The organism is Clostridium sp. chh4-2 (genome assembly GCF_002899675.1).
GTDB lineage: Bacteria > Bacillota > Clostridia > Lachnospirales > Lachnospiraceae > CHH4-2.
In genome coordinates, this window is record NZ_PKUU01000030.1 from 21,808 (window position 1) to 41,991 (window position 20,184).

The 20,184-nt window shown below is 46.7% G+C and carries 19 protein-coding genes; all 19 read right to left on the reverse strand.

The genetic code is table 11. The features are described 5' to 3' along the window. Window positions 1-2 precede the first annotated feature (2 nt). The gene (locus tag C0033_RS23750; protein WP_347501216.1) at window positions 3-1,361 is read right to left on the reverse strand and encodes a nucleobase:cation symporter-2 family protein; all 1,359 of its coding nucleotides are present in this window, start codon (window positions 1,359-1,361) and stop codon (window positions 3-5) included. 4 nt (window positions 1,362-1,365) lie between these two features. After that, a complete protein-coding gene (locus C0033_RS23755) occupies window positions 1,366-2,730 on the reverse strand; it encodes an 8-oxoguanine deaminase (protein ID WP_103230329.1) in 1,365 nt (454 codons plus the stop codon). A 369-nt stretch (window positions 2,731-3,099) separates the two neighbouring features. After that, entirely contained in the window at window positions 3,100-4,659 is a 1,560-nt protein-coding gene (locus tag C0033_RS23760; protein WP_103230330.1) for a serine hydrolase, read from the reverse strand. Between the two features lie 20 nt (window positions 4,660-4,679). Then, window positions 4,680-6,125, reverse strand: coding sequence for a sucrose phosphorylase (gene gtfA / locus C0033_RS23765; RefSeq protein WP_103230331.1), 1,446 nt, complete (start codon window positions 6,123-6,125; stop codon window positions 4,680-4,682). After that, window positions 6,125-7,099 (reverse strand): LacI family DNA-binding transcriptional regulator, encoded by a 975-nt coding sequence (locus C0033_RS23770; RefSeq protein ID WP_103230332.1) that lies wholly within the window; start codon window positions 7,097-7,099, stop codon window positions 6,125-6,127. Before C0033_RS23770 ends, gtfA begins: the two co-directional genes overlap by 1 nt. 96 nt (window positions 7,100-7,195) lie before the next feature. After that, entirely contained in the window at window positions 7,196-8,068 is an 873-nt protein-coding gene (locus tag C0033_RS23775) for a carbohydrate ABC transporter permease (protein ID WP_103230333.1), read from the reverse strand. Next, entirely contained in the window at window positions 8,068-8,952 is an 885-nt protein-coding gene (locus C0033_RS23780) for a sugar ABC transporter permease (protein WP_103230334.1), read from the reverse strand. Before C0033_RS23780 ends, C0033_RS23775 begins: the two co-directional genes overlap by 1 nt. 201 nt (window positions 8,953-9,153) lie before the next feature. Then, the gene (locus tag C0033_RS23785) at window positions 9,154-10,515 is read right to left on the reverse strand and encodes an ABC transporter substrate-binding protein (protein WP_103230335.1); all 1,362 of its coding nucleotides are present in this window, start codon (window positions 10,513-10,515) and stop codon (window positions 9,154-9,156) included. A gap of 434 nt (window positions 10,516-10,949) precedes the next feature. Continuing rightward, window positions 10,950-12,233 (reverse strand): phosphoribosylamine--glycine ligase, encoded by a 1,284-nt coding sequence (gene purD / locus C0033_RS23790; RefSeq protein ID WP_103230336.1) that lies wholly within the window; start codon window positions 12,231-12,233, stop codon window positions 10,950-10,952. 113 nt (window positions 12,234-12,346) lie between these two features. Continuing rightward, window positions 12,347-12,934 carry a phosphoribosylglycinamide formyltransferase gene (gene purN, locus C0033_RS23795; protein ID WP_103230337.1) on the reverse strand — a complete coding sequence of 196 codons (588 nt, stop codon included), beginning with the start codon at window positions 12,932-12,934 and terminating at the stop codon, window positions 12,347-12,349. Then, entirely contained in the window at window positions 12,928-13,959 is a 1,032-nt protein-coding gene (gene purM / locus C0033_RS23800; RefSeq protein WP_103230370.1) for a phosphoribosylformylglycinamidine cyclo-ligase, read from the reverse strand. The genes purN and purM overlap by 7 nt, the downstream gene beginning before the upstream one ends. 46 nt (window positions 13,960-14,005) lie before the next feature. Further along, entirely contained in the window at window positions 14,006-14,518 is a 513-nt protein-coding gene (gene purE, locus C0033_RS23805) for a 5-(carboxyamino)imidazole ribonucleotide mutase (protein WP_103230338.1), read from the reverse strand. A 180-nt stretch (window positions 14,519-14,698) separates the two neighbouring features. Then, complete coding sequence (locus tag C0033_RS23810; protein ID WP_103230339.1) at window positions 14,699-16,765, reverse strand: aminopeptidase; 2,067 nt, start codon at window positions 16,763-16,765, stop codon at window positions 14,699-14,701. Between the two features lie 4 nt (window positions 16,766-16,769). Beyond that, window positions 16,770-17,093 carry a DUF6142 family protein gene (locus C0033_RS23815; RefSeq protein WP_103230340.1) on the reverse strand — a complete coding sequence of 108 codons (324 nt, stop codon included), beginning with the start codon at window positions 17,091-17,093 and terminating at the stop codon, window positions 16,770-16,772. After that, window positions 17,074-17,553 carry a VanZ family protein gene (locus tag C0033_RS23820; protein ID WP_103230341.1) on the reverse strand — a complete coding sequence of 160 codons (480 nt, stop codon included), beginning with the start codon at window positions 17,551-17,553 and terminating at the stop codon, window positions 17,074-17,076. The genes C0033_RS23815 and C0033_RS23820 overlap by 20 nt, the downstream gene beginning before the upstream one ends. A 62-nt stretch (window positions 17,554-17,615) precedes the next feature. Continuing rightward, window positions 17,616-17,765 (reverse strand): hypothetical protein, encoded by a 150-nt coding sequence (locus tag C0033_RS27240; RefSeq protein WP_180994876.1) that lies wholly within the window; start codon window positions 17,763-17,765, stop codon window positions 17,616-17,618. Between the two features lie 12 nt (window positions 17,766-17,777). After that, entirely contained in the window at window positions 17,778-18,452 is a 675-nt protein-coding gene (gene pyrE, locus C0033_RS23825; RefSeq protein ID WP_103230342.1) for an orotate phosphoribosyltransferase, read from the reverse strand. Between the two features lie 54 nt (window positions 18,453-18,506). Continuing rightward, complete coding sequence (locus C0033_RS23830; protein WP_103230343.1) at window positions 18,507-19,409, reverse strand: dihydroorotate dehydrogenase; 903 nt, start codon at window positions 19,407-19,409, stop codon at window positions 18,507-18,509. Continuing rightward, window positions 19,409-20,182 carry a dihydroorotate dehydrogenase electron transfer subunit gene (locus tag C0033_RS23835; RefSeq protein ID WP_103230344.1) on the reverse strand — a complete coding sequence of 258 codons (774 nt, stop codon included), beginning with the start codon at window positions 20,180-20,182 and terminating at the stop codon, window positions 19,409-19,411. The genes C0033_RS23830 and C0033_RS23835 overlap by 1 nt, the downstream gene beginning before the upstream one ends. Window positions 20,183-20,184: the final 2 nt, after the last annotated feature.

Consider the following 20,184-nt stretch of genomic DNA (forward strand, 5'->3'; position numbering starts at 1 on the left):
GGCTATACCACGTCCGCTTCCATTTCATTCACATGATTACTATCCTCCTGGCCCTCTTCTTCCGGCAGGATGATGTTGAGAAAGATTGCAGTTATGCTGGAAATCACCACCGCAGATTCCCCGAATATGGTGCGCGCCCAATCCGGAAACAAAGCCAGAGCGCCCGGCGCCTGAATCATGCCGATTCCCAGCGCTACGGAAAGTCCTACAATGGTGATGGTTCTGGAGGTAAGCCGTTCCTTGGTAATCAGCTTAATTCCCGTCATGGCGATCATTGCGAACACGGATACGGTGGCTCCGCCCAGCACGCAGGAAGGTATGGTGGTCAGCAGAGAGGCAAATTTCGGCACAAATCCTGCCAGCAGAATCAAAACGCCGGCCAGACCAAGCACAAACCGGTTTACTACCCCGGTCATGATCACAATTCCAACATTCTGGCTGAATGTAGCTGTGGGAAGCCCTCCGAAAATGCTGCCCAGCATGCAGACCACACCATTTCCCACAATGCCGCCGCACATCTCCTTTTCCGTAGCCTCCCGGTTCAAACCTCCGCCCGCCGTGGACGTAAAATCACCGATCGCTTCCAGAGAACCGACCACGCACATAACCGCCATGGTGATGATGGAAGTCAGCTCAAATTTCATTCCAAAACGCAGAGGCATGGTCAGCTGAAACCATCCCGAAGAGGATACGGCTTCAAAAGAAACCTTGCCAAAAAACAGGGAAAGGATATATCCGCCGGTCATACCGATCAGAATGGAAGCCATCTTATAGATTCCTTTGGTAAAATGATTGCAGAACAGCACCAATCCCAGTGTGGCAACTGCAATCAGCCAGTTTAACGGGCTTCCAAAATCTTCGGCTCCGACGCCGCCTGCCATATAATTGACAGCGGTCGGATAAAGAGACAATCCAATGGTAAATACCACCGTTCCCGTAACAATCGGCGGAAATAACGTCTGAATCTTCTTATAAAAAATTCCCACCAGTATGGCCACAAATCCGCCCACCAGCTGAGCCCCGAAAATCGTTGCCAGATCAAAACGGGCTCCTAAGGACAATAACATGGGAATGTAGGCAAAGCTGGCCCCCATAATGACCGGAAGTCCGGAACCGCAGAATCCGCCGATTGGGCAGATCTGTATCAGCGTCGCTATACCGGAAATCACCAAAGCCGCCTGAATCAGAAGAATCTGTTCCTGACTGCCTGCATTGGTGACGCCGGCCACAATGATCGCGGGTGTAACACACCCCACAATCATCGCCACCACATGCTGAAGAGCCAAAGGGATGGCCTGAGTCAATTTAGGAACTCCATTTAATTGAAATACAGATGCATAAGTTTTATCATTCATCGCCATATCCTCAACTTTCCCGGTTTAAAAGCCGTTCAACCGAACTATTTGCCTGCGCTGCAACTGCGCTCTCATCTACAGATACCAGCCGTCCCTGTTCCACCACTACGCGCCCTCCGACAACGGTATAGTCCACCGCTCCTTTGACGCCGATACAGCCTAACAGGGATTTTGGATCATACTGTCCGCCCACCAGTTCCAGGCGGTCCAGGGATACTGCGAAGAAATCGCCTGCCATGCCCACAGCCAGCTGTCCCAGCTCCTTCCATCCCAATACGGATGCGCTTCCTCTGGTTGCCATCTTCAATATCTCATAACCCGACGGCGCCCTGCTGCTGGAATTTAGCCGGTGAAGCAGATAGGCCACCCGTATCTCTTCCAACAGGTTGGAACCGTCATTGCTGGCGCTTCCGTCCACCGCCAGGCCGACAGGCACTCCCAGTTCCAGCATCTCCGGTATTCTGGCAATTCCCGATGAAAGCTTCATATTCGACACAGGGCAATGGGCGATCCCGGTTTTCGTCTCTGCAAGACGTTTTAATTCGTCTGTATTAAAATGGATTCCATGAGCGTACCAAACGTCATCTCCCATCCATCCCAAGCTTTCCATGTAGTCTAACGGCCGCATGCCAAACCGTTCTAACGTAAAGTTTTCCTCATCTTTCGTCTCCGCCAGATGGGTATGCAGACGGACTCCCATGCTTCTGGCAAGCTTTGCAGACTCTTCTAACAGCTCTCCTGTGACGCTGAACGGAGAACACGGGGCTAACGCTACCCGCCTCATGGAATAGGGACTTGGATCGTGGTATTTTTCCACCACCTTTTGACAGTCTTTTAAGATCTCATCCACGCTCTGAACCACACTGTCAGGGGGCAGACCGCCGTCCTTAACGCTTAAATCCATGCTTCCTCTGGTGGCATACATACGGATTCCAAGCTCTTTAGCCGCCGCAAACTGGGCGTCCAAAAGCGTATCCCCACTGTGCTTGGGGAATACATAGTGATGGTCCAAACATGTGGTGCATCCGGTTTTCAACAGTTCCCCCATCCCTGTCAGGGAACTGTAATAAACGCTGTCCGCATCCAGCCCTTTCCATATTTCATATAAAGTTTTCAGCCATGGAAACAATTCCATGTTTTGTACCTGGGGTAAATTTCTTGTAAATGTCTGATATAAATGATGGTGAGAATTAATAAGTCCCGGATAGATAACCATCCGGGACGCATCAATTATATGATCAGCTGTTTTCTTTTCTGTGCCAATGTAGGTGATCACACCACCTTCCACCAACAGGTTGACATCCGTCAACATACCGTCCTGGTCGTCACATGTTACAAGATACTTTACGTTTTCTAACAGTAGAGAGTCTTTCATCATTACCTCCAAATGTTTATTCGTAAAAATATGCATTGTTACATACAACTATACTTCTGGTATACTGCTGGCGGATCGGGCGTTCACGACGCGCCCTCCCGTCTGGTTCCCATTGGGAGACCAGAACTGCCGCGTGAACCCAGCTATGTTTTAAACAGCCATATAGAAATGTATTTTTCAAAGTGCAATTCTTACTGTGTCTAATTATATGTTACATGATATAAAATAGTCAATATGTTTAATTTAACAAATAATCTTTGTAAATTTCGTCTATTGTGCCCAATAATTTCTGTAAATTGAATTTTGGAATTATGTATGATAGAATTTTTGTATATTTCGTCGAAAAGTATATTTTTATGAAACTGTCAGTTACCTGATAACCGAAGACCGGGGATGCAGTTTGCACCTGTATTCCGCGTTCTCCGGCTTTCCTTTCCGTCTGTCCCAAGGGCCGCTGTAAATACCCACAACGGCCTGGCCGTCCTTTGGACAAATCGTAAACACTTGATAATACTCACCGTTTACCATACGTATCTGCATTTCCAGGCAGCCGTCTTTTCTCCATCTGGCTCCCGTCCACACTTTATAGTCCCCCCATAAACTGCGCAGTAAGCCCCTGGCCGGACTTTCGTCCATCCCCAGCGGAAGGCTTCCGTGATTGCAGTTGTCTTCATAATCCAGAATATATCCCTCATCTTCCTTTCGGATTCTAAGGTTTTGGATTCCGGTACGGTGCTGCTCTGTCCATAATGCCGTAAAGCAATTATTTCTCCGGGATGCCGGAAGCACACTTTCCCTGTTTTCGCCAAAAATTATATATTTTCCAATGAGCTCTGCCTCCGCGGCCTCTCTCTGTTCGCCAGACAATTCCTGTTCCAGCGGCCACAGAATATGAAGTTTTTCCTTTTGGTCTTCCAGCCACTGCTCTGTCTCTTTCTGAGCGGAATTTTGAATCTCCTCCGGTCTTTTTACCGCCGGGACCAGATATTTCCACATCAGCCTTAAAACCGCCTCTGTATAGCATTCTCCGCAGGTTGTGATAATCGAAGCATCCAAATCTTTCAACACCACTCCGAACTGGCCGTGCAGACCGTCAAAACGGAATGTATTGGGAATCTGGCACATCCATACCTGATATCCATAACCGCATCTCCAATCCTCCCAATCAGGATTGAACTTATCTTTACAGCCTGCAAACCTGGTAACCGTCATCCGGTCGATCCAGTCCTTCGGAATCAGCTGCTGTCCGTTCCAAACGCCTCCGTTCAGATACAGTATTGTAAGCTTAGCCATGTCTTCGGTCTTCAGGCGGCCTCCGCCTCCTCCCTGATCCTTTCCGGTAGCGCAGGAGTCACAGCTGACGCCTGAAATTCCCATTGCATCAAATACTCTCAGCTGCAAAAACTGGAACAGGTTGTATCCGGTCACTCTCTTGACAATAGAAGCCAGGACATGAGATCCTAAAGAATCATATTCGAACACAGTCCCGGGTTCATGGATTACCGGTTCCTGGAAGAAGGCCCGGATTTCATCATCACACCCATGACGGTCCGGTACCGCTGCATGCCCGTTAGTCATAGTCAGCAGATGTTCCAGCGTAATCCCAGCCTGTTTTTCCTCGGTATCTGCCGTCCGGTATTCCGGAAAGTATGTAATAGCCGGATCATCCAGAGATATTCTGCCTTCTCCTTCCAGAATCCCGACAGCCGAAGCCACCAGCCCTTTGGTAAAGGAATGCATCAGATGTTCCTCTTCCAGGCGGTAGGGAGCCCAGCAGCATTCATAAGCTACCTTCCCGTGCCGGGTAATCATAAAACTATGAAGATGGTATCCTTCGGCCTCAATCTCTTTCAGAAATTTTTTCACCCCTGAGGCATCTATTCCAACCTCCTGTAAACTGCACCGTGGTAATGATGTTTCTGCTGTCACCGCAGTCCCCCTCCTTTCTGTTATTCAAATCTTTGTATCATACCTTGATCCGTATAGGTGATCTCACAGCTTCCCTTCTTCAAATCTGCCTGAAGTTTCGCCCATTCTCCGCCGTTTACCCAGCGCAGCAGAAGGGTATGAGGATCACTGTCCAGAATCTCCAGCTCTCCCTGAAATGCCGGATGGCTGTTTCTCAGCCGCATCATCCGCAGCTGTTTCTGAACCGCCGGACGCCCCATGGCTTCGCCAACCTGATCAAGCGTATAGTAATGGCGGTTAATATCTCTTCCGCTCCCGCTTTTCTCCGCCAGTTCATAATCATTTTCTCCAATCAGCATTCCCTGATAATAGACCATCGGGATTCCGGGAGTGAAGAACTGGATGGCGCGGGCTGTCAGATATTTCTCATCATCTTCTGAAAGAGCCGAGTAATAGGAACAATTCACCTGATATGCATCAAAATACGTGTGAGATGATTTCGTACTGATTTCTTTGGATACAGGGCTGATCTTATACAATTCGTTCAGAGTCCTGCGAATCTCTTCATCCGGCAAAAGATGGTAAGCATCCATCACTCCGATACCGTCATGGGTATCCAGAGTGGTGAACTGGTTTCTCGGACAAATCTTCATCCAATTTTTCAGATAAATGGCATCTCCGAAATACAGTGCCTGAAGCACCAGCAGAGGAAGGGCAAAATCATAGACCTCATACCCCCTTTCGCTCAGCTTCAGCTGTGTGAAATATGTTTCATGAATCTCTGCCAGGGAACGGATTCCATGAGCCGTCAGAATATCCTGAATCTCTTCAAGCAGGCTCCAAATCTCCGGTTCCAGGAAGAAACAGCTGGTTCCCGGCTTCTTCGTTGCATATCCGAAGGCATCCAGCCGGATCAGCGCGGCTCCATGCTGTGACAGGAATTCCAGATTTTTGCGGATAAACTGCTTCACTTCAGGCTGATTCACATCCACATCAATCTGCTCTGAACTAAATGTACTCCAGATCAGTTCCCGGCTGCCGTCAGCAAATTCCGCCATTACAGAGGGGCCGCCGTCTTTTCTTTTATATATTTTTTCCAGTTCCTCCTGGGTAGGCTCCCCATCCTTCCAGAAATCCCGATACCGGATGAAAAAATTCCGATAGGCGGAATTATCTTTCTTCTCAAGATAATCCAGATATTCCGGACTGTGGGCCGACACATGGTTAATCATATAATCATACATCAGATAATACTTCGAAGCCAAACGTTCGACATCCTCCCAGCTTCCAAAGCTTTGATCTACCTCCCGGTATGTCACAGGAGCAAAGCCGCGGTCTGCCGAAGACGGAAAAAACGGGAGGACGTGAATCCCTCCGATCGCATCCTTCACATAAGTATCCAGAACATATTCCAGTTCTTTAAGATTATGTCCCATACTGTCCGCATAAGTGATCAGCATAATCTGATTTTTGACTTTCTGAAACATCAGGTTGTTCTCCTCTCTATAAATGTCACCGGAATCGTCTGAATATCCGGAACATCTTTTTCTTCTATTAAGTCCACCACCGTATCCATAGCGGTTTTCACCAAATCCTTAATATTCTGCCGCACGGTGGTCAGCGGCGGATAAGTCATTCTGCTTAAACAGATATCGTCATAGCCAACGATCTTCACTTCTTCCGGAATCCTGTACCCGAAAGACCATGCGGCCTGAATACACTGTGCCGCTATAATATCCGAGCTTGCAAAAATACCATCCATATCCGGATTCTCATTGAAAACCCGGCTGATCAGGTTGGAGTAATCCATCTCATTTAACATCTTTTCGTCGGCAGAATAGATCCGATATGCCACCTTTTTTCTCTCACAGGCAGCGATAAAGGCTTTTGTTCTCTCATCAGCAGACAGACGCAGATCCTGCTGTCCGCTGATGTGGACGATTTTTTTACATCCTCTCGCAATCAGATGGCGGGTAGCCAGATTGCCGCCCTGGGCATTGTCGGAAAGAATCGCCGGCAGACCGGAAAATACATTTTCCAACGTCACCGCAGGTATATGGATGTCTTCCAGGAAATCTGTTCCCATGGAATGAGAAGCATAGATAATGCAGTCAACCATGTTCCTTCTCAGCAGACTGACGCACTGCTTCTCTTTTTCATAGTCGTAATTCGACGCAAATACCATCAGTTTGTATCCGCGCAAATATGTTTCATATTCAAATTCATGCACCATCTCTCCGAAAAACGGATGTTTGATCGTAGGCACAATCAAACCAATGATATTCAGACTGTTTTTCCCCAAAGCCCGGGCCACATCATTGGGCAGATACCCCAGTTCCTTCATAGCGTCATATACTGCTTTTTTTGTTGCCTCACTCAGTGGACCTCTATTATTCATCACTCTGGATACTGTCGTTATCGAAACTCCCGCCCTGCTTGCCACATCTTTAATTGTTACCACACCGCTCTCCTGCCTTCCTGTGCCGTCAATGACTGCATCTGTACTTTTTATCTGTATTTCATTTTAACAGCTTTCGTGTAAAAAGTAACCTTTTTATTAAGATTTCACAGCTCCGGCAACCACTCCGCCAATAATATATTTCTGCAGGAAAATATACACTAAAATGATCGGAGCAACAATCATCACCAAAGCGGCCATAATCTTACCCAAGTCATTGGAAAAGGTTCCGTAAAAGGTGCGGATTGCCAATGGAAGCGTATACAAAGCCTTCTTGCCCAATACCAGATTCGGAAGCAGATAATCATTCCAAAGTCCCAGCACATTCAGTATGGTGATGGTGGAGATAATCGGCTTCATTAACGGAAATACAATCTTAAAGAATATCTGGAATCTGCTGCATCCGTCAATCTTCGCCGCTTCTTCCAACGCCAGGGGGACGTTGGTCTTAATGAAGCCGTGGCACATGAAAATTGCCATACCCGTACCAAAGCCAAGGTTCATAAATATTAGGGTTGCCCTTGAATTCAGGATTCCAAAAATATTGCCATAAATAGACACTAACGGAATCATGATCACCTGAAAAGGGACCACCATATAGGCCACCATCAGCGCAAAAAACACTTTGCAGATCATCCAGTCTGTCCTGACAAACAGATATGCCGTCATGGACGAGCAGAGAATAATCAAAACAACGCTCACTCCGGTAACCAAAATGGAGTTAAAAAACGCAGTTCCAAAATCCATTTCCGTGAACGCCTTAACATAATTAATAAACTGAAGCCCCTTATCATCAATAAGCATCAAAGGATTTTTAACAATGTTGATCTTCCTCTTAAAAGAGTTTAGAATCACCATAACAAAAGGAAACATATAAAACAAAAACATCGCTGCTACAAAAATGGTCTTTCCCACATTCACCGCAGTTTTTCTGCTTCCGCCTACCTGAAGATTTTTTCTTCCTTTTGCCATTATGCTTCCACCTCCTTTGATTTACCTGCACGAATTTGGATAAATGCAATGATACCCATTACCAGGAACAGTACCAGCGCCTCCGCCTGGCCTAAGCCGTATTTTTGATTCTCAAATGCCTGCGTATAGATGTGCATAGCCGCCATCTTGGTACTGTCATAAGGGCCGCCTCCGGTCAGCGCAAGATTCAGGTCGTATACCTTAAAGCAGCGGGTTAAAGACAGAAAAAGACAGGTTACGAAAGCCGGAACCATCATGGGAATCGTAATATAACGCGTCACCTGGCCGGAATTCCCACCATCGATCCTGGCCGCCTCCAAAAGATCCGGCGAAACGCTTACAAAACCGGAAATATAGATCAGCAGCATATAGCCGGAATACTGCCAGGTAGTAACAATAACCATAGCCGCAAATGCTCCGCCCGGCGAAGAGAGCCATGACTTCGCAAAAATCGGCAGGTTCAGATATTCATTTAAATTAACAGTCACTCTGGAAAAAATAAACTGCCAGATATACCCCAGCACGATGCCGCCAATCAAGTTGGGAGTAAAGAATCCCGCCCTCAGGAAATTTTGTCCCCTTATTCCGCTAGTCAGCAGATAAGCCAGGAGGAAGGCAATTACATTAATAAAAATCACAGACAGGAATACATATTTGACGGTGATCCAAAGGGAAGTCCAAAACACTTTATCCTGAAAAACCGCAATATAATTGTCTAAACCCGTAAAGGGTTTTGCGTTGCTGATGCCGTCCCAACTGGTGAAGGTCAGATATACCCCATATATCATTGGGATCATGACAACCAGGATAAAAGAGATAACCGCCGGGCCGGCAAACACCAGAAATGCTATACATTTACTTACAAAGCTTTCTTTACTTTTCATATTTTCCCTTTCTTTAATTTCATAGGGTGAACTTTCCTACGAGGATTCGGGTGTCAAAAGGTCTTGCCCCTGCAAATTGTCTGAATTGTTTGCATGCGCAGGAATTTAGGAATCCTTAGACTGCCGAACCCTTTGATACAAAAAGGGCGCTGCCCGGAGGACTTTTCCTCAGAGTCAGCGCCCTGCTTTCAGCATGTTGGATTAATGAGATTTAAAGAAATCGTCCATGTGCTGTGCCATCTCGGTTCTGTCAAGTTCTCCGGCAAGATACTTCTGCATGTAAGCTGCAAGAGTACTTCTGTGGTCTGATGGAATCGGCACATAATCATTAACCAGACTCTTATCAACATAAGTCTTTACACCGGTATTGAAATCGTTGGTCATATCTGCTGCGATATTCTTAAATGCGGGAACAACCGCACATTTATTCACCAGAACATCCTGTCCGGCCTGGTCATATACCAGCCAGTTCAAAAATTCCTTAGCTGCCTCCTGCTGTTCAGGAGTTGCTTTCACATTGTCAATAGCAATAAACTTGGTCGCATTGGCATTCAGACGTCCCACGGAACTGTAATTTCCATTTACAGGCAACGGCATGATGCCGTAAGTCATGGAGCCGTCCACATACTCTTCCGTATCCGGCCAAGCCCAGCTTCCATTCAGCCAGAATGCAGCTTCGCCCTCTGCCAGATAGCTGGCATTCAGGTCATAATCAGCAGCCAGCGGATCACTTCCGTTTATATTATATTGAATCAATACATCCAGAGTATCATAAATACTGTTAAATACATCGTTGGATGCAAAGGATGCGCTTCCGTTCTTTATGTCTTCAAATAACTTCTGAGCGTCTTCCTTCTTTCCGGTCTGCATCCGGTATACATACTGAATAAAATGCTGTCCGATCGACCAGTCCTCTGAATTTAAGATCACCGGATTTTCCATGCCGCCTGCTCTCATTTCTTCCAGCAGAACCTTAAACTGATCCAAAGTCTGATACTCATCCGGTATGAATTCTTTTCCGGTTACCGTTTCAATCGCATTCTTATTGTAAAGAATGCCTGTGCCTTCCACGCAGAATGGGAATCCATAGGTTTTGCCGTCCAATTTCACGCCCAGAACCTCGCCGCCGTCCGCCATCCACTTCTCACCGCTTAAATCCAAAAGCTTCTCAGCCGCTATATCGGTAACATTGGAATAATCACATAACATCAAAGTAGCCGGATCTCCTGCTGCGTATTTCTGAGCAATTGACTCGCCGGGTTTATCCGTAGTATAGAGTTCAATTTCTACGCCGGTTGCCGCCTGGTATTCCTTGGCAGCTTCTTCTAATGCATCTTCTAACTCCGGCTTACTGTTCATCATGGTAATCTTAACCCCTTCGCCGGATGCTGCCGGTTCCTTAGTTTCTTCGGAAGACGTTTCTTTAGCCGGCTCTGCCGTGGCGGCTTCTGCCGCTGTGGTTGCCGCCGACGTGTCCTCTTTCGGTTTGCCGGATGAACAGCCTGTTATACTCACAGCCATAACTGCAGCCATAGAAAGTGCGGTCAATTTTCTTAATCTCATAGTCCTCTCCTCCTGATATGTATGAAACTTTTATTTCTCCCCGGTGTTTTTGAATATTCCTGCTTTTCCGGACAAGCAGATTTTGTTTCACCGGTTTGAACTTTTCTTGTGATTATAGTATATGACTCATTTTCATATATGTCAACCGTTTTCATAATATTTATTTGTCGTTTTTACATTTTTAACAGACTAATTTTCGTTATTTTTTGTATATTTTGTTTTATTTTATATTATATTATCCTTTTTTATTTACAATTATGTTATTAAAATAAAATATCTTATCACAAGTGTATTATATTTTATTTTTATAATGTCAATCGTTTTCATATCCTTTTCCATTGAACCAATCATATCCTTTCGGCATTTAATAGAAAAGGCGCCCATTTCACTGAGCGCCTTTTCTATCTCTTATATTCTATTCTTCTGTATCGCCATCACTGGCCGTCGGCTTCATCAATCGCCTTCCCAATATCATTCCTCATATACTTATTCCCAAACTCAATCCATTTCGCCGCCTCATAAGCATTGGCCCTGGCCTGTTTCAGATCCGCCCCGGTAGCCGTCACGCCAAGCACACGTCCTCCGTTGGTGACCACGTCGCCGTCTTCGTCAAACTTACTGCCCGCATGGAACACATAATAACCGTCCTTCCCTGCAAACGCATCCAGCCCTCTGATCTTAAATCCCTTCTCATAATGCTCCGGATATCCGTCCGATGCCAGCACCACGCAGACTGCCGCATTGTCTTCAAAATCCAGTTCCACCTGGTCTAAAGTTCCGTCAATACAAGCCTCGAATACATCCACGATATCATTTTTCATTCTTGGAAGCACCACCTGAGTCTCAGGATCGCCGAATCTCGCATTGTATTCCAGCACCTTAGGCCCATTCTGCGTCAGCATGAGCCCGAAGAATATAATTCCTTTAAACTCTCTTCCCTCCGCTTTCATAGCGTCCACAGTCGCCTGATAGATGTATTTTCTGCAAAACTCATCCACCTCATCCGTATAGAAAGGGCTTGGGGAAAATGTTCCCATACCTCCGGTATTCAATCCCTGATCCCCGTCTTTCGCCCGCTTATGGTCCTGGGCGGAAGTCATGATCTTAATGGTCTTGCCGTCCACAAAGGAGAGCACGGAAACCTCTCTTCCCGTCATGAACTCCTCCACCACAATTTTATTTCCGGCGGAACCAAACTGCTTGTCCAGCATCAAAGTCTTAACGCCGTTTTTCGCCTCTTCAAGCGTATTGCAGATCAGCACCCCTTTGCCGAGAGCCAGACCGTCCGCCTTTAAAACGATGGGCATGGAAGCCGTTTCCAGATATTCAAGAGCCGCCTGTGCAGAATCGAAATTCTCATACGCAGCCGTAGGAATCTTATATTTTTTCATCAAATCCTTGGAAAATGCCTTCGATCCTTCCAGAATCGCCGCATTCTTACGCGGCCCGAACACCCTTAACCCCGCCGCTTCAAATGCGTCAACTGCGCCTGCCGCCAAAGGATCGTCCGGTCCGATAATGGATAAATCAATCTCCTGTTCCTTTGCAAACTCCACCAGCTTATCGAAATCCATAACGCCGATATTCACGCACTCAGCCACTTCGGCAATTCCCGCATTACCCGGTGCGCAGTAAATCTTTTCCACTCTAGGGCTCTGTGCCGCTTTCCATGCGATCGCGTGTTCGCGTCCGCCTCCGCCAACGATCAGTATCTTCATCTTAACCTCCGTTTTGCCGTTTCAAACGGCTTCTATTCCTGGTTTTATTATCTGTTCTTTAATCCAAAATACCCCATCCGGGACGCAGGCTCACCTGCATCCCAATGGGGAAATTATTTGTTTGCTATCATCTGGATGGCCTGGGGAAGAATCACCCACTCCGCCTGTTCCATCACACGCCGCTGCAGAATCTCCGGTGTATCTCCCTCCATCACTTCCACCGATTTCTGAAGAATGATAGGGCCGGAATCAACGCCTTCGTCCACATAGTGAACCGTGGCTCCGGTTATCTTCACCCCTCTGGCTAAAGCCGCCTCATGGACTTTAAGCCCATAATATCCCACACCGCAGAAAGACGGAATCAGGGATGGGTGGATATTGATAATTTTATTGGGGTATTTCCGGATCATGGCTGCCGGTATAGTTACCAGAAAACCTGCCAGCACAATTAAATCCAGCCGGTATTCATCCACTTTCGCCAAAAATGCCTCGTTAAACGCATCTCTCGTCTCAAACTCTTTGGGCGACATGGCAACCGCAGGGATATTGTGGTTTCTAGCCCGTTCCAGCGCGTATGCGTTTTTATTGTTGCTGATTACAACCTCTATTTTCGCATTGGTGATCTTTTTGCAGTCAATTGCATCCAAAATGGCCTGAAGGTTTGTCCCCCCGCCGGATACCATTACGCCGACTCTCAGCATAAAGCCACTCCTTTTTCTCCTGCTTCCACAGAACCGATCACATAAGGCGTCTCTCCTGCTTCCTTCATAGCCGCAACCGTTTTCTCCACGTCGGCAGGATCAACCGCCACGATCATTCCGATTCCCATGTTATAGGTATTGTACATCATCTCTTCCGCGATCTCGCCCTTTGCCGCTAACAATTTAAAGATTGCAGGCACCTCATAGCTGTCCTTTTTAATCACGGCTTTTGTGCCTTCCTTTAACATACGCGGAATGTTCTCGTAGAAACCGCCGCCCGTAATGTGGCTGCATGCCTTTACCTTCACTCCGGCTTCCTTTACCGACCGGAGCGCTTTTACATAAATCTTAGTCGGAGCGATCAAAGCCTCGCCCAATGTGGTGCCAAGCTCTTCATAATAGGTATTCAGTCCCTCTTTGTTCATCTCATTCTCAAATACCTTGCGGACTAAAGAAAATCCGTTGCTATGTACGCCGGAAGAAGCCATACCGATCAGCACGTCTCCTGCCGCCAAATCCTTACCGTCGATTAAATCCTTCTGATCCACCACGCCCACGGCGAATCCGGCCAGATCGTATTCATCTTCCGGATAGAATCCAGGCATCTCAGCCGTTTCTCCGCCTACTAAGGCAGCATTTGACTGTTTGCAGCCATCCGCCACGCCGCTTACGATTTCCGCAATCTTTTCAGGCACATTTTTTCCGCATGCGATATAGTCCAGGAAAAATAATGGCTCGCCGCCTGCGCACGCCACGTCGTTCACACACATTGCCACGCAGTCGATTCCCACCGTATTGTGTTTATCCAAAAGAAATGCCAGCTTTAACTTGGTACCCACTCCGTCCGTACCGGATAACAGCACAGGATGTTCCATTCCCTTAATCGCCTCTAAAGAAAATGCTCCTGAAAATCCGCCGATTCCTCCTAAAACTTCCGGTCTCATAGTTTCCATCACGTGTTTTTTCATCAGCTCCACTGACTTATAACCAGCTTCAATATCAACTCCAGCCTTCTTGTAATCCATCTCTTCCTCCATTTCGCTGCCCTGGTCGGCATCTAATCCTATTGTTTTATTTCTGTGCAAGATACTCTTTATATCCGATCTGATCTAATTTCTCAGCTTTTTTCACCACATCATTTTTCAGGGTTTCTGAGTAATCTTTCAGTCTCTTTAAAAGTTCCGGATCAGATGTAGCCAGAATCTTAGCCGCCAGAATTCCCGCATTGGTTCCTCCGTTGATGGCCACCGTAGCAACCGGTATGCCGGACGGCATCTGTACGATCGAGTAAAGGGAATCCACACCGCCAAGATCGGAAGTCTTCATCGGAATACCGATAACAGGCATCGGGAAAATAGCCGCGCACATGCCCGGAAGATGAGCCGCTTTTCCGGCTCCGGCGATAATCACCTTATAGCCTCTTGCTTCCGCTGATTTTGCATATTCAAAAAATACATCAGGCTCTCTGTGAGCGGAGATAATGGTCATCTCGCATTCCACACCCAATTTTTCTAAAATATCCGCAGCCTGTGCCATAACCGGCATATCTGAGTCGCTTCCCATAACAATACCAACTTTTGCCATAGTAAATTCTCCTTTTCTCTTTTATAATCCTTTCATCCCGGAGCGGGCCTGAACATCCATTCATCACATCAGCTCCCGGAATTAATAAGCTCATCTTATAAGTAATGTTAATTAATGCGTGCTTACTTATTAATTATAATACTAGGTTTTACTCTTCCCGTCAATGATTTTTTTCACCCTTTAAAAAGCGCGGTTCAGCTCCTCCAATCCGGCAAGCGCAAACCGGCCATTTTCAATGATTCTCACAGCCCTTCCTTCCGAATCCACCGCCTCAATATAGGAAAGCTCATCATAAGGAATCGTGATATCCGTATGGCAGTTGAAATAAGCCTTCGACACATCTTCTCTTCTCAGCAGCGACACTTCATTGTCCCTGGCAATGATCTCTTTTCCATCCGGATTATAGACCGGAGAATCCTCAGACCAGCTGTAACAGGTGTCTCCCACCGCAAAATGAGGCCCCATCTTTTCCACAATCAGAATCGGAAGCTTATGAATAATTCCGAATTTCTTCGCCATTGCATATGCCGTAGTGTTGGTTCCTATGGCAAATTCGCCCATGGGGACAGAATCGTGATTCTTTAAAATCACCTGTTTCACCAGCTGTTTTCCTTCTTCCTTCTTATCAAAATTATCGCAGCCGTAATCCGTCACCATTCCGTCTTTAAAGACCAGTTTAAGATTCTTAAACTGAATGTCGCCGATATAAACCGTCCCCACATGAAGAACCCCGTCCGTACCGGCCAAAACAGGAGATGTGAAAACCTCTCCCAAAGGAATATTCACATCTGCCACGCAGTTTTCAAAGTTGGTCTGTTTTTCCGGACATTCCAGCTTATGAAGGGCTACGGATATCTCCGTTTCATTCCTGCCGCTTCCCTTCACCTTCACGCAGGCCGCCGTATCGAGGACATCGATAATCACCTGCTGAATCTTTTTATACACCTCATAATCCAGCGTATTAATCCTTATGGTTTCCTTGAAAATCTCTTCAAAATCCTTTCCGATAGCCGGAACCGGGAATGCGATAATCGTGAAGCTGGTCTCGTCTCCCGGCACATATTCATTGGTAATCTGCATGGATTCATTGGCATAGGCGATGGTCAGCTGTTCCTGTTTTTTAGACAGCCGGAACGCTTCCGGCTTGTTCACAGGTTCAAAGCCCTCTTCCCCAAATGTCTCGATCACAGCCGGGCCTGCATACAAGGAAGCTTCTTTCTTTAACGCTTCATAGGAAGACCTTAAAATGTCCTTTTTCTTATTTTTAAATGTTCCGGTCAGATAAATGGCCGCGTCATAGCGATGGTCATATTCATACTGCTTGTTGCCTGAATTGCTGTAATATCCCACTTTCCGGTTGGGATTTCTGTTAACCGACCAAACAGCTGCCCGGCAGATGACCGGATTAAGGCCCATCTCCCTGAAATTGATGACCGCCTGCTTCACCATCCGTTCGAACCCCAATTCATAGCGGATTACCACAGTTTTCTTCTTAGAAAGGTCTCTTCCCATCACCTCAAATCCCTTGCGGTATCCTTCCGTATACGTAGCCGCCATCAGATCGATGGTTTCCTGAGGCAGGGAGTTCAAAAACTCCGCCATCTTTAATTCCGATTTTGTGACCGGCTCTCCAAATTTATAGAGGTATCTCAGATCATTCAAATCCTCGTTCATAATGATATCCACCGCAAAAGAGAGCTCAGGGTCCAATGTTTCCCGGATGCGGTAAGAGATCATCTGATCCGCATAATCATTGACAAACCAGTAAAGGGCATCCTTAATGCTTTTTGCGGAAGGAATTCCCTCTTCAAACATGTTATAGATCTCAATGAACAGCTCATTTAAAATGGTAATGTTCTCAAGGCGGCTTTCATAAGCGAACACGATCTCCCCTCTGATTTCCGCATAAAGAAATGAGAGGAGCTGGCCCACACCGTCTCCCAGCAGTTTCACCGCATAGGCAGGGTTTGCATAGCTCTTCTCATATGCGTCTTCGTGTATATCCTGGTACAGTCTTCGGTTCCATGACTTTAATTCCTCCAAAGACGCCTCATCCATCACACCATTTCCAAGCTCCTCCACCAGTTTCCCGATGGTCAGGATAAAATCCCCGGTACGTACAAAATAATCCCGGTACGGCCGAGGAACCGTCTCCTCCCCCGCCATCTCCCCAATCCGTTCCATGGAGAGCTCATATCGTTCCATAACCGCTTCATTCTCTTCCTTAAATAATATACGGTAATCCATATTGTCATCCTCCTATGCCCACGATCATTATCAAAATCCAGGCAAAAATCTCCAATCCGCCCACTACAATTCCCACTTTAGCCAGAATATAGTTTTTCTCTTTCTCCAAAAATGAGATCGCGCCGTACCATACTCCAACCAAATTAAGAATCAAACTGCAAAATACCATAGCCGCCACATTTAACGGAGCCTGCCCCTGGTTCTTTATACTGATATACATGCCGGTCAGAAACAGGCACAGCCCGGCCGCCACCAGAATCGCCGACATAAAACTGCGCTTTGCCAGCGGCTTCTTCACATATGAAACTCTAGTATGTCTTCTTTCCACGAAGTTTCCTCCTAATCCGGGTTTTCTGGACAATCTTATAACAGATAAATCCCATAATTCCTCCGATGGTATTGAGCAAAAGATCATCCACATCGAAACTGCCCACTTTAAAAATCAGCTGCGTCGTTTCAATGCAGAGGCTCAGACTGAATGTCAAAAGAAACGCATTATACCAGTAACGCCCTCTTCTGCTGACTACCGGAAGGAAAAAGCCAAATGGAATAAATGCGATCACATTGCCGAATACATTCAGAAAAAAGGCTTTAAATCCCAACTGCTCCCTGTATATATAAAACCGTTTAATCTCCTTAAACAACTCCAGATTATACGCGTACTTTGTCTGTTCCTGTGCAGTCCTTCCAAAGGATTCTGCGAAAAACATAAAATATGTCAAAGAAATCAGATAGAGAACAAAGAAGATCCATCCGAATTTCTGTAATTTCGTACTCCCTTTAATCATATTACTCTCCAATGGTTGTAAAAAGGCAGCACTCACCCTTGGCGAATACTGCCTCTTTTGATTTAAAATGTTATTTTTGATTTACGTTTCAGCAACATGGCACCGCTGATAATGGACATTGTTCCGGCAGCAACACCAGCCACCAAAATGATAACGCCTACAACGATATTACAAACACCGGCATTTCTCATTGTTTTATAAACTTTTTCCATTCGGTTCACTCCTTATTTTACACCATACTGCTCATAATAAGCATCGATGGCTGCTTTAATCTTGTCATCAATAATAATCTTTCCCTGATATTCCTTATTATATAAATGTTCCACCACTTCATTCATGGACACGATGGCATTTGCATCAAAACCATAGGTTTCCTTGATCTCTTCCAATGCACTCTTTTCGCCTTTTCCCCGTTCCATACGGTTTAAAGAAACCATCAGTCCGATGATCTCAACTTTGCCCTGAGCCTGAATGATCGGGAATGTCTCTTCGATAGATTTACCTGATGTGGTAACGTCTTCGATGATCACAACTTTATCGCCGTCTTTAATCGGGCTTCCTAACAGAATGCCGACATCGCCGTGATCCTTCACCTCTTTACGGTTTGAACAATATTTGATATCCTTGCCGTATAATTCGCTGAAAGCGATTGTGGTAGCCACGCTCAGCGGAATTCCCTTATAAGCCGGTCCAAACAATACGTCAAAATCGGTTCCATAGTTGTCATGAATCGCTTTTGCATAGTATTCGCCCAGCTTGCGAAGCTGTGTTCCTGTCACATAAGCTCCCGCATTCATGAAAAATGGGGATTTTCTTCCGCTCTTTAATGTAAACTCTCCGAATTTCAATACCTGGCTGTCCACCATAAATTCGATAAATTCCTGCTTATACTGCTCCATCTTCCTCTTCCTCCGTAACCGGCGGGCCGACCGCTGTGTTAATCATAACGCAGATCAGTCCACACACCCAATTAATTCATTAATATCTTCTACTTTATATTTACTCATGTATGCTTCAATGCCTGCCACAATCTCTTCCGTCGCATATGGATTGTGGAAATTAGCCGTGCCCACGGAAACCGCCGTAGCTCCGGCCATCATAAATTCGATGGCGTCCTCCGCATTCATAATGCCGCCCATACCGATTACAGGAACCGATACCGCGTGGGATACCTGGTAAACCATGCGGACCGCCACCGGCTTGATCGCAGGACCGGAAAGCCCGCCTGTCTTATTGGCCACCGCAAAGCATCTCTTGTTTATATCAATCTTCATGCCGGTCAGCGTATTGATTAAAGACAGCACATCCGCGCCGCCCGCCTCCGCCGCCTTTGCCATCACCGTGATATCGGTAACGTTGGGGCTCAGCTTCATGATAACCGGCTGTTTTGCATATTTTTTCACTTCCCGGGTGATGGCTTCCACCGCCTTCGGGTCCTGTCCGAATGCAATTCCGCCTTCCTTAACGTTGGGACAGGAAATGTTGATCTCCAGCATATCTACCGGCTGGTCAGCTAAACGCTCCACCACTTCCACATAGTCCTCTGTCGTCTTTCCGCATACGTTTACGATGATCTTCGTATCATATTTTTTCAAAAACGGGATGTCCCGTTCCACAAACACATCGATTCCAGGGTTCTGAAGCCCGATGGCATTGATCATCCCGCCATAGGTTTCCGCTATTCTGGGAGTCGGATTGCCGGGCCACGGCACGTTGGCAACTCCTTTGGTCACCACAGCGCCCAGCTTATTTAAGTCCACCATCTCGCCGTACTCGGCGCCGGAACCAAATGTACCGGAGGCAGTCATAACCGGATTGTTAAGTGTAATTCCTGCAAGGGTTACTTTTGTATTCATCACAGTTCCACCTCCTCGGCACGGAACACAGGGCCGTCTTTGCAGATCCGCTTATTGTGCACGTGTGAATGGTGATCCACATCTTTGGACTGGCAGACGCAAGCCAGACATGCGCCGATACCGCAGGCCATCTTTTCTTCCAGTGATAGCCAGCATTCGATTCCATGCTCCGCCGCATATGCTTTAATCGCCCGAAGCATAGGAGTCGGGCCGCAGGCATAGATCACTTCCGCATTAAGCCCCTGCTCCCGGATTGCATCCAGCACGTTTCCTTTGGTGCCTGCGCTTCCATCTTCCGTAGCGATGGTCACTTTTCCATACGCTTCAAACTCCTGGTCTAAAAACAGGACGTCGCGGTATCCTAACACCATCTGTTTTTCTCCATCCAGATGTTTTGCCAGCTCCAGCATAGGCGGGATACCGATTCCCCCTCCGATCAGAAAGGACTTTCTGCCCTTGTTCTCCGCCACCGGGAAACCATTGCCCAAGGGACCCATGATCGTGATTTCATCATCCGCCTGATATGAAGAGAACTCTTCCGTTCCCGCTCCCACAACCCGGTAAACAATCCTTAATTTACCGGCGTCTTTATCCACTTCGCAGATGCTGATCGGTCTTGGAAGAAGCTTGGAACCATCTTTTGAATACACGGAGATAAACTGTCCGGGAACCGCCTGTTCCGCAATCTCCCCACAGCAAATCCACATGCTGTACACATCAGGAACCAGCCTCTTCTGGCTGTCCACAACTGCTGTTAATTTCACCTGACCCATGG